At 41.2% G+C, this 11,134-nt stretch carries 8 protein-coding genes and 1 pseudogene; 2 read left to right on the top strand and 7 right to left on the bottom strand.

Annotated features, from left to right (window positions below):
* The 4 genes from H5232_RS20555 to fabB all read right to left on the bottom strand — a co-directional run.
* A partial coding sequence (locus H5232_RS20555) for a FimV/HubP family polar landmark protein (RefSeq protein ID WP_310736892.1) occupies positions 1 to 2,702 on the bottom strand: 2,702 nt, incomplete at its 3' end.
* A 319-nt stretch (positions 2,703 to 3,021) separates the two neighbouring features.
* Positions 3,022 to 4,038, bottom strand: a complete 1,017-nt coding sequence (locus H5232_RS20550) for an aspartate-semialdehyde dehydrogenase (protein ID WP_145241502.1) — start codon at positions 4,036 to 4,038, stop codon at positions 3,022 to 3,024.
* 51 nt (positions 4,039 to 4,089) lie between these two features.
* Entirely contained in the window at positions 4,090 to 5,208 is a 1,119-nt protein-coding gene (locus tag H5232_RS20545; RefSeq protein ID WP_145241504.1) for a 4-phosphoerythronate dehydrogenase, read from the bottom strand.
* A 109-nt stretch (positions 5,209 to 5,317) separates the two neighbouring features.
* The gene (gene fabB, locus H5232_RS20540; protein ID WP_145241506.1) at positions 5,318 to 6,529 is read right to left on the bottom strand and encodes a beta-ketoacyl-ACP synthase I; all 1,212 of its coding nucleotides are present in this window, start codon (positions 6,527 to 6,529) and stop codon (positions 5,318 to 5,320) included.
* 177 nt (positions 6,530 to 6,706) lie between these two features.
* On the opposite strand from fabB, the gene mnmC reads away from it, so the two are divergent.
* Positions 6,707 to 8,731, top strand: coding sequence for a bifunctional tRNA (5-methylaminomethyl-2-thiouridine)(34)-methyltransferase MnmD/FAD-dependent 5-carboxymethylaminomethyl-2-thiouridine(34) oxidoreductase MnmC (gene mnmC, locus H5232_RS20535; protein ID WP_182831426.1), 2,025 nt, complete (start codon positions 6,707 to 6,709; stop codon positions 8,729 to 8,731).
* Between the two features lie 29 nt (positions 8,732 to 8,760).
* On the top strand, positions 8,761 to 9,090 hold the full coding sequence (locus H5232_RS20530; RefSeq protein ID WP_182831425.1) for a hypothetical protein: 330 nt from the start codon (positions 8,761 to 8,763) through the stop codon (positions 9,088 to 9,090).
* Positions 9,091 to 9,407: 317 nt separating this feature from the next.
* On the opposite strand, the gene H5232_RS20525 is transcribed toward H5232_RS20530, so the two are convergent.
* From H5232_RS20525 to H5232_RS20520, 3 genes and pseudogenes are all read right to left on the bottom strand, one after another.
* Positions 9,408 to 10,661: an Ig-like domain-containing protein gene (locus H5232_RS20525; protein WP_182831424.1), complete on the bottom strand. Its 1,254-nt coding sequence runs from the start codon at positions 10,659 to 10,661 to the stop codon at positions 9,408 to 9,410.
* A gap of 15 nt (positions 10,662 to 10,676) precedes the next feature.
* Positions 10,677 to 10,784 (bottom strand): annotated as a pseudogene (locus tag H5232_RS24765) (choice-of-anchor U domain-containing protein); the annotation flags it as partial.
* Between the two features lie 12 nt (positions 10,785 to 10,796).
* On the bottom strand, positions 10,797 to 11,134 hold a 338-nt coding region (locus H5232_RS20520), incomplete at its 5' end, for a hypothetical protein (protein ID WP_182831423.1).

Genomic DNA, 11,134 nt, shown 5'->3' with positions numbered 1-11,134 from the left:
GGTTCTTCTTCAAGCTCTGGCTCTTGTTCAATAGTTACTTCTGGTTCGTCAACTAAACTTGATGCAATAGATTCAACGTCTTCGACGTCTAGTTCATCTTCTACATTCGATAACTCTTCCATCGAATCAGAAAGAGCTTCATCTAGCTGCGTGCTTTGTGCTTGATCTGTTAAACTTTCAATATCACCGAAGTCAAATTCATCGTCTTCTTCAATAAGTGCAGATCCGGCTTCTGGTTCCGATTTTTCTTCAGCACCATCCTCTAATAAACTATCGATATCACCTAAATCAAATTCATCATCTTCTTCAGCAATTACAGACTCTGCCGCTTCTTGATCGCTAGCTTCATCAATTAAACTATCAATGTCATCTAAATCAAATTCATCTTCTTCAGCCAGCTCCGGTTCAGCAGCTACTTGGTCGCTAGCTTCATCGATTAGGCTGTCAACATCGTCTAAATCAAATTCATCGTCTTCTTCAGCCAGATCATGCTCTGCAGTCGCTTTATCGCCAGCTTCATCAAGCAGGCTGTCAATATCGTCTAAATCAAATTCATCTTCTTCAGCCAGCTCCGGCTCTGCTGTTGCTTTATCGCCAGTCTCATCAATTAGGCTGTCAATATCGTCTAAATCAAATTCATCTTCTTCAGCCAGCTCCGGCTCTGCTGTTGCTTTATCGCCAGTCTCATCAATTAAACTATCGATGTCGTCTAAATCAAATTCATCTTCTTCAGCCAGCTCCGGCTCTGCTGTTGCTTTATCGCCAGCTTCATCAAGCAGACTGTCAATATCGTCTAAATCAAATTCGTCTTCTTCAGCCAGCTCCGGCTTTGCTGTTGCTTTATCGCCAGCTTCATCAAGCAGACTGTCAATATCGTCTAAATCAAATTCGTCTTCTTCAGCCAGCTCCGGCTCTGCTGTTGCTTTATCGCCAGCTTCATCAATTAAACTATCAATATCGTCTAAATCAAATTCGTCTTCTTCTGCCAGCTCAGGCTCTACAGTCGCTTTATCGCCAGCTTCATCAATTAAACTATCAATATCGTCTAAATCAAATTCGCCTTCTTCAGCAAGCTCTGGCTCTGCAGTTGCTTTATCGCCAGCTTCATCAATTAAACTATCAATATCGTCTAAATCAAATTCATCTTCTTCTGCCAGCTCTGGCTCTGCTGTTGCTTTATCACCAGCTTCATCAATTAAACTGTCAATATCGTCTAAATCAAATTCGTCATTATCGCCGTCATTCTTATCTGTCGGTTGATTACTACTTTGTTCATCAATCAATGCATCAATGTCAAAATCATCACCTTCATCTGCTAACTCTTCACTGAGTGCTGCTAAGTCATCATCTGAATCAAGCGAGTCATCTAATTCAGCAGTCGGTTCATCGCTGTCATTAGCAAATAAATCATCTAGATCTGCTGCACTTAAAATATCGCCATCATTGTTGTCAGCTTTAATATCTAAATCAATGTCGTCACCTAAGCTATCATCATCTGCTTGATCAAAATCTTGCTGCATGAAGATATCAAGTTCATCATCTTCTTTAGCTTCGTCACTTTCATCAGAAAATACAATGTCGTCGCTCAGTAAGCCATCTAATTCGTCTTGATTTAATAAACTGTCACCATCCTCAAACGCATCATCAATATTGTCATCAAAAATAATATCGTCGTCATCTGGTAAAATATCGTTCTCAAGATCATCAAGCTGAATACTTACATCATCGTCTTCTTGAACTGGATCTGGAATAATTGGATCAAGTGATGGTCCTAAGTCAACATCATCCTCTGTTGTATAACTAGGGCTTTGTGGTAAAAATTCGTCATCATCTGTGCTTTCATCTTCTTTATTACGTTTACGTAAAAACATCACGATTGCAAAGATGATCAATAACGCTGGAATTGTCATTAATAAAATAAGAACTAGCGGATTGGCTAACAGCCCAGCAAAGTCAAACTCACTAGTCTCTTCGAGCTTTTTTGCTTGTTGTTGCTCTATAATTTCGTTCTGTTTTGCAATCAATTCAGAAAGTTGGCGTTGAATTTCACTGTCTTTACCAAGTTGCTCACGAATAATTTCAAGTTCTTTAGACACGCCAGTTAACTGTTGCTTTAATTTGCTGTTTTCAACTAAGATTTCTTCGACATTATCAACAGACGACTTAAACTGTTTTTGTAATTCAACAAGTTGACTGCCCTGTTGGGTTTTAATGCTGTTGATTTCTTGTTTTAATTCTTGCTTAGCTTCATCAACATCCACTTTGCGTGCTTGAGTTACTTTGGTTTGTGAAGCAGTAATTTCGCTGTTCGTAAGCGTGCCATTTTTCTTTTTTTCCCATAGCTCATCATCTTGCTCTGAGCGCTGTTTGGCAAGCTCTGGGCTTACTGCGCGGATATCGGCTAAGGTAGGAATTTTTAAATACGCACCATCGCGCATATGATTGAGATTTTGATCTAAAAATGATTGCGGATTTTTTTCATATAAAGCCTGCATAACCTGATAAATACTGACGGAGTTATCTGGTCGCACTTTTGCAGCAATTCGCCATAGCGTATCGGTTGGCTTTATTGGCCCAATAGAACGCCCTTGAACGCCATAATCAACGCCTTTAGGGCCTTTAAGTTGGCCACCGTCTTGGGAGTATATCGGTGTTACCACCAATGCAGACGCTAATAAGAGGAGTGTAGCTAAACCGCGCATGCTGATCCTTTAATGTTTAAATGTTAACGCAGCGCCATTAAATTAGACGCTTAAACATTGATTATTTCTTGCAGAAATAACGTACATAAATAAATAGTTAATTAAGTCTTTCCTGCAAGCTCTATTCCAGTTGCAAACTATAAACCAGTTGCGGCTTAATATCCATCGCAACACTTTGATACGTAATAGCTTAAACTTTATCAGCTGGAAGAATTTTTTATCGTTAAGATTAAGTTTATACGCTTTTAGCAGCTATGCGGCAATTATTTGGCAGTTAAAAAATAAAAAAGCGACAAACTGCCGCTTTTCTTACTTTTAATTAAAGATAGTTCGCTATCAACTCTTCAGCTATTTGCACGCTGTTCGTTGCGGCCCCTTTACGGGTATTATCACTTACAACCCACATATTTAAACCATGCGGATGTGAGATATCTTGACGTAAGCGCCCTACATACACAATGTCATTACCACTTGCATCCGTAACCGGGGTTGGGTAATCCCCTTCGTCTTCTATAAGTTCAAGCCCTGGCGCGTCATTAAGTAACTGTTTTACATGTTCAAAGTCGTAAGGCATACGTGTTTCAATGTTAATCGCTTCTGAGTGACCAAAAAATACCGGAACTCGTACACACGTCGGATTAACAGCAATTGTGGTATCACCCAGAATTTTATGGGTTTCGTTAACCATCTTCATTTCTTCACGGGTGTAACCGTTATCTTCAAAAACATCAATTTGTGGGATAACATTAAACGCCATCTGCTTTGGAAATATTTCGCTATCTACAGGGCGTGCATTCATTAAATTAGCAGTTTGTTTTGCAAGTTCATCAACCGCTTTTTTGCCTGCACCCGATACTGCTTGATAAGTAGATACATTAATACGATCGATGCCGTATGCATCATAAATAGGTTTTAATGCCACCATCATTTGAATAGTTGAGCAATTAGGATTAGCAATGATATTGCGATTTCTAAAATCAGCAAGGCTTGCTGCATTTACTTCTGGCACAACCAGTGGTATTTCAAAATCATTTCTAAAGTGCGAAGTGTTATCAATTACTACACATCCTGCATCAGCGGCAATAGGTGCGTATTTTTCTGACACACTGCCACCAGCAGAAAATAAACCAATATGCGCTTGGCTAAAGTCAAACCCTTCAACGTCCTGCACTTCAATAGTTTCACCACGAAACTTAATATCTTCACCAGCGCTGCGACTACTTGCCAATAAAAATAATTGATCAACAGGAAACTTACGATCTTCTAACGTTTCAATAATTTGGCGACCAACAAGACCTGTAGCGCCAAGTACGGCAACATTATATTTTTGTGACATGTGTATTCCTCGTTTAACAGCCGCCATTGTGGCCGCTGTTTAAATTTTAAGTTATTCGACTACGAAACCAAGCCCTTGCAGCAAAGGCGAATATGCGCCTGCACCTAGCACTTTGACTGTGCTAAATTCACGTCGAATGGGGTAGTTTTTACGTAAGCTATCAAACCCTTCACTTGCTAAGTTGCATCGCAAAATACCATCATCACGACGCACATCGTAAACCAGATGGATCAACTGACCTAAATCAGCTTCGCTAAAGGTTTCTTGTAATGTAACTTGGGTAAACGCGGGCACTGGTAAAAAATCAGCTAATGCTTTGCCTGTTTGCAAACCTTTAAGCTCGCACAACTTTTCATAGAGCATTTGCGTGCCACGTGCTTTACCCTCTAAGGTATGGCCTGCGATATGGACACTGGCATAACGCACAAACTCAAGCAATTCAGTTAATATAGAAGGTTCGTTTTCCCATACATCTAATACCACATCGAGCTTGGCACCACCGCGCATAATTTCCAGTAGAGCATGATTATCGACCACATCGCCGCGACTGGCATTAATCAAAATAGTGCCAGGTTTAAGCGCTGCTAAACGCGCTTTGTTCATTAAATGCAAGGTACTATGTTTACCGGTCGTTACTAACGGCACATGGAAAGTGACGATATCCGCTTTACTCAACAACTCATCAATATCTGTATGCTCGGCTAATTGTCCCGCTTCATGCTTAGGTGGATCGCATACTAATACAGTGACATTAAGCGCGGCTAATTTATCTCGCAAACAGCTACCAATACTGCCCACTCCGACAATCCCAATGGTTTTGTGTTCCAAGGTGCAGGCATTTTCTTGGCACAGTGCAAACAAGCTACTGATCACATATTCAGCCACAGCAACGGCATTACAACCAGGTGCGCTCGTAAATGCAATATCACGTTGTTTGAGTAAATCAGTATCAATATGATCAACGCCGATTGTCGCCGTACCTACGTAGCGTAATTTATTAGCATGTATTAACAGTGCTTCATTTACTGAGGTTACCGAGCGAGTTAATAATACATCAACATCAATTAGCTGTTCGCTTTGTAATGTACGACCATCAAAACGCGTTACTTCACCAAAATCAGCAAAATATTGCTCAACAAGTGGCATGTTTTGGTCTGCAAGAATTTTCATTAACAAGTCCAGTAAGCACTAAGAGCCGCTATTGTAACGAACATAGCCGACTTTGAAAACGAAAAAGCCGAGCAAGTTGCTCGGCTTTAATTGTAATGTGGCTTTTTAATTAGCCTTTATATTTACTCATCACTAACGTGGCGTTAGTACCACCAAAACCAAAACTGTTAGACATAACAGTATTTAGTTCAACGTCTTTACGCTCAGTGATAATGTTTAAGCCTGCAGCTTGTTCATCTAGCTCATCAATATTGATTGAAGGCGCAACAAAGCTATGCTCTAACATCAATAGTGAGAAAATAGCTTCATGCACACCAGCGGCGCCCAGTGCATGGCCTGTCATTGCTTTAGTCGCGCTGATCATCGGTGAATTACCACCAAATACTTCTTGAATTGCTCCTAACTCTTTTACATCACCTACTGGTGTAGATGTACCGTGAGTGTTTAGATAATCAATGCTGTCAACGCCTTGCATTGCTTGACGCATACAACGTGCAGCACCTTCACCTGATGGTGCAACCATGTCATAGCCATCAGATGTTGCGCCATAGCCAACAACTTCAGCATAAATGTGTGCACCACGTGCAAGCGCATGTTCAAGTTCTTCAACAACAACAATACCGCCACCACCAGAGATAACAAATCCATCGCGGTTAGCATCATAAGTACGAGAGGCTTTTTCAGGCGTTTCGTTATATTTAGTAGAAAGTGCGCCCATTGCGTCAAATTCCATTGCCAATGTCCAGTGAAGCTCTTCACCGCCACCGGCAAAAACAACGTCTTGTTTGCCTAATTGGATTTGCTCAACTGCGTTACCAATACAGTGTGCAGAGGTTGCACATGCTGAACTGATTGAGTAGTTAACACCTTTAATTTTAAATGGTGTTGCTAAGCATGCCGATGTTGTACTGGCCATGGTGCGCGGAACCATATAAGGACCTACACGTTTTACGCCTTTTTCACGTAAAATGTCAGCCGCTTCAACCTGCCATTTAGATGAACCACCACCGGAACCCACAATGATACCCGTGCGCTCATTTGATACTTGATCATCAGATAAACCAGAATCTGCAATTGCTTGTGCCATTGAGATATACGAATACGCAGCGGCATCGCCCATAAAGCGCATTGCTTTACGATCAACAAACTCTTTAACGTCAATATCAATTTTGCCAGATACGTTACTACGTAACTTATATTCAGCAAATTCTGGGTTAAAAGCGATTCCGCTCTTACCTGTTTTTAACGATTCTAATACTTCTTCTTTGTTGTTACCGATGCTTGATACAACACCGATGCCCGTAATAACGGCTCTTCTCATGGGTAATTACCTTAGCTTGATACTAAATTGTGTTCTATTTTACGCTGAAACTTACAACGAAGTGGTCAGCTTTCTAGCGTACACTTGTACTCTGAACCTCTAGCTTATAAATAACGCCAGACTATTTCAAAGAAAACACGTAAAATAATGAAAAAAAGTACTCATTAATTGCATGCCATGATTAAAAACGCTGAAATTCACTTTAATAACTTAGGTACACCCGTTGCAGACAACTTTAACGATGTCTACTTTTCGAACGATGATGGCCAAGCTGAGTCTGATTATGTGTTCTACCAGCAAAATAATATGCCTCATCGATTACAAAATCATGACCGTGCACATTTCGTTATCGCTGAAACTGGTTTTGGTACTGGGCTTAATTTTTTAAATACATGGCAACAATTTAAAAATCATCTAACCAGTAGGCAACATCAAAGCCAAGAAGTTCACAACTCAGCACAACAGAATGTGCAGCGCTTACATTTTATTTCTTTTGAAAAGTATCCGATTAAAACAGACGATCTGCAAAAGGCATTGCAAGTATGGCCTAGTTTAGCACCATTGAGTAAACAGTTACTTGCTAAGTACCCGATTAATTTGGCTGGTTGCCATCGTCTTGAATTTGATAATGGTCGAATTATACTCGATTTATATTTTGCCGATGTGCAAGAATCACTCGCAGCTATAAGCTACCCGCAAACAGGTATTATCGATGCGTGGTATCTAGATGGCTTTGCACCGAGTAAAAATCCAGAAATGTGGCAGCCAGCCTTATTTAATTCAATGGTGGATATTTCTCGTAGTAATGCCACGTTTGCAACCTTTACGGTTGCAGGTGTTGTACGTAGAGGTCTTGCTGATGCAGGGTTTGCGGTACAAAAAATCAAAGGTCATGGCAAAAAAAATGAAATGCTGATTGGTTCTTTAGCCCATGCTAACCAAGCACAATCGGCGCCACCTTATCTGGCTCATCAGCAAAGTTCACTTAAAAACGTTGCTGTCATTGGCGGAGGGATAGCCAGCAGCGCTATTTTATATAGCTTGGCGAAACGTGGGGTTAACAGCCAACTTTTTTGCCAAGATCCCCAACTCGCGATGGGCGCATCTCATAATGTACAAGGTGCGATTTATCCGCACTTACAAGCAAAAAACTCCCCGCACAGTGAGCTTTTTGCGCACAGTTTTTTATATGCGAAACGACTTTATCAGCAACTCACTGAGAATGGCTTTCACTATGATCATCAATGGTGCGGCGTATTACAACACGCGATCAAACAACCCTTAGTTGAGCGCCATCAAAATATTGAACATAAACAGCTGTGGCCAGATGAACTCATGCACGGCGTAACGCCTGAGCAAGGTGATGAAATTGCCGGTGTAAGTACAGGCTACTCTGGCGTATATTTCCCGTTAGGTGGATGGGTTAACCCACCACAATTAGTGAGCGCTCTGTTCCAACAAGCCCATAAACTCAAACCAATTAAAAGCCATTTTAATTGTGATTTCGAACAGCTTGAGAAAACCCCGCGAGGCTGGCTGTTATTAATCCAAGGACAGCAGTTTGGCCCATTTAGTGACGTTATTGTATGTGCTGGTGAGCACAGCGACCGTTTTGTACAAACTCAGGCTCTGCCAATTGTTGGCGTGCGTGGTCAAGTATCCCATGTACAAGCAAGTCCTGCATCACGTAAACTAAAAACCGTGCTATGTCATAAAGGCTACTTTACTCCTGCTTATTTAGACCATCACTGTATGGGCGCAACATTCGAGAAGAACTCAAAAAGCCGCGCAGTCAAAGACCAAGACAATCAAACAAATCGCGAGCAACTGCTTCACTTTTATGGACAAACCGACTTTGCCAGTAGTCTAGGTGAGATCACGGCAGCTAAAGCCGCTGTACGTTGTAGTTTTATTGATCACCTCCCTATGGCCGGAGAATGGCCGCAGCAAAGTGATTATATTCACGCGTTTGCCAATTTACGCGCAGGGAAACGCTATCAATATCAATCCTTACAAAAACCACAAAAAGGACTACACATACTCACAGGCTTTGGGGCTCGTGGCTTATGCAGTGCGCCCCTGTGTGCAGAACAATTAGTTGCTGCACTTAACAATGAACCACAGCCTTTGAGTGAACGAGTAAGCCAAGCGATTCACCCAGCCCGCTTTATTGTAAGAGATTTAATTCGAAATAAAATTTAATTTAGCAAAAATAGCGTGTAGGAACCAATATGATAAAAATAATAACACCACTGCTGTTAGCAATAAGCCTAACCTCACTGACTTGCGCTGCAAATTTAGACAGCGTTCCGCTACCAGCTGATTTTAAGTACTCATTACAAATTGCCGATGACTACCCACTGATACAAACTGGCTATGTTGCTCAGTCGATTACAAAAGTGAGTGCTTTTTATCAACAAGCTTTAGGTAAGTCTGAGCTTATTATCGGTGATAATAAACGCCGAACGTTGTTTTATACCATCGACAAGAAAACCGTGCGGGTCAGCTTATATGCTCGTGACTACCGAACCGAAATAGCGATTATGATCACGCAACCATAATCGCTTGACGGCGAACTGATCTGAATACGTATGCATAAAACAAATTGTTAAGCTTATAGCAAAAGCACCAAAGCAAAACGAGGCCCGATACCGTGAGACCCGAAGCTAATGGCTTAAAGGTGATCACTATCTTAAATACCCTAATTTATTTCCGATGTTAGAAGGTAATCGCTTGCCCAACAAGCGGATCATCTTGATAAGACAGTTAAGTAGCTCAATGATCTTGAAAAGGCATTGTCGCTAAACTTGGGTTGTTTAAGTATTAAATACAAAAACGGCTAGAAAGCTAGCCGTTTTTATTTACGCTTTAATGACTCCTAAAATTGATATTGGAATCCTAGCGCCCATTCATTCACATCGTTTTCTCTTAGCTTATAATGGCTATAGTTAATTGAAACATCTGTATTTTCAAGCACTGGATAAGCTAATTGCCCGCCCAAATAAGGGCGTGTATTGGTGTCACTATATGTAATTTTTTGCCCCGTAGATGAGCGGCTATCGATTGAATAATGATAATGGAAAGCCCCTACAAAAACCTTACTCTTAACTTGGCCCAACAGCGGAAATACATAAGCTGTTTGTATCGCAGGTCCTTGTGACAATACCGGCACGGTTTGTGATACATTCAATTGCGCGTTACTTGGATCAAGCGTATCTCCAACAAAGGTCATACTACCTTCGCCTAAGTTGATATAGCGTACGCCAAATTGCCAATTAGTCGCTAAGGAATAAATTGCGCCTATTGACCAACTAATATCGGTATCGTCGTATTCAGTATTCGCTAATTCGACTGATTGATTAGTTGTGGTTGAGCCTGCAACGGCCGCATAACCAATAGTGCCATCCATAGACCACTCACCTGCTAGTACAGGCTGACTGACTACCGCAGCCGTAGCGAGTAAAGCCCATGGCGTCAGTTTTGATTGGCGACGTATAAAGACTAAACCAATCATTAACAACACCATGGTGCTGCCTAAACTACCTGATGAGCTATTTTTAACCGTGGTGGTTGTATAAGCTTTTACGGTCACTTTTACTTCTCCTTTAGCTTCAGCACCTTTACTGTCAGTCACTGTGTATTCAATTAAATCAACACCTTCAAAACCTACTTTAGGTTGGTAATTCAATGTGCCATCGTTATTTATAGTGACTGTTCCTTGCGTAGCTTGCGCGCTTATTAAACTAAGTGCATCACCATCCGCATCGCTGTCATTGGAGAGTACATCAATAACTATTTGCGTGCGGTCGTTGGTGCTTGCAGTATCAGCAATAGTTGTTGGGGCACTGTTTACTACCACACTAACAGTCGCTGTACCAAAGGCTGTTCCACCTTTACCATCAGACACACTGTAGTTGATTGTTGCAGTACCAATAAAATCAAGTAATGGTTGATAACTAAGTTGATTATTAACGATTGCTACCTCACCAAAATCAACACTTGCACTGGTGAGCATCAATACATCATTATCTGCATCGCTATCATTACTGAGCACATCAATAACAATACTATTACCTAGTGCAATAGTTACTTGATCTGATTGTGTAACAGGCGCGCTGTTATTACTACTCATAACGCTAACGCCGCCTGGATCAACAATTTGACCATTCGCTACGCCATCAGCATCATTGATACCACCATCAGTTATGCGTAATTGTACACACCAGTCACCTTCTTTAAGCCCTTCTTGCCACAGCTGACTATTTGGTTAAGGGCAATACCCTTGCGCACCTTGAGTAGAATAGATATTATCGCCGTTGCTGGTATTAAAGTCAATCCATTCATTATTGATAAGCTTTCTATAAATCGCCCCCGCTGGTATTGGCATTCTTTTCGGAGACACTATGTTGTAGTTTTCACCTTTTTGCTCCATGGCGGTTACTATAAAGCTAAAGTAACCACCAGAGTTATCCATCCCAACATCTGCAGGCAATTCATTTTCAAACAATTGTGCTGCGCCACTGCTATTTTGTATGCTTGAGAATGCTTTTCTTAAACATGCTCCCGCATCCCCCTCGACAAGAAACTGCGCGGACTCATTTACTT

The sequence above is a fragment of the Pseudoalteromonas sp. SG41-5 genome (genome assembly GCF_014164495.1).
GTDB classification, from domain to species: domain Bacteria; phylum Pseudomonadota; class Gammaproteobacteria; order Enterobacterales; family Alteromonadaceae; genus Pseudoalteromonas; species Pseudoalteromonas rhizosphaerae.
The sequence above is the reverse complement of the archived record's forward strand: the minus strand, read 5'-3'. Positions and strand labels throughout refer to the sequence as shown.

Coding starts and splice junctions, on each gene's coding strand:
- fabB (WP_145241506.1), bottom strand. CDS start 6,529: ATGAGAAGAGCCGTTATTACGGGCATCGGTGTTGTATCAAGCATCGGT.
- H5232_RS20545 (WP_145241504.1), bottom strand. CDS start 5,208: ATGAAAATTCTTGCAGACCAAAACATGCCACTTGTTGAGCAATATTTT.
- H5232_RS20525 (WP_182831424.1), bottom strand. CDS start 10,661: ATGAGTAGTAATAACAGCGCGCCTGTTACACAATCAGATCAAGTAACT.
- mnmC (WP_182831426.1), top strand. CDS start 6,707: ATGATTAAAAACGCTGAAATTCACTTTAATAACTTAGGTACACCCGTT.
- H5232_RS20550 (WP_145241502.1), bottom strand. CDS start 4,038: ATGTCACAAAAATATAATGTTGCCGTACTTGGCGCTACAGGTCTTGTT.
- H5232_RS20530 (WP_182831425.1), top strand. CDS start 8,761: ATGATAAAAATAATAACACCACTGCTGTTAGCAATAAGCCTAACCTCA.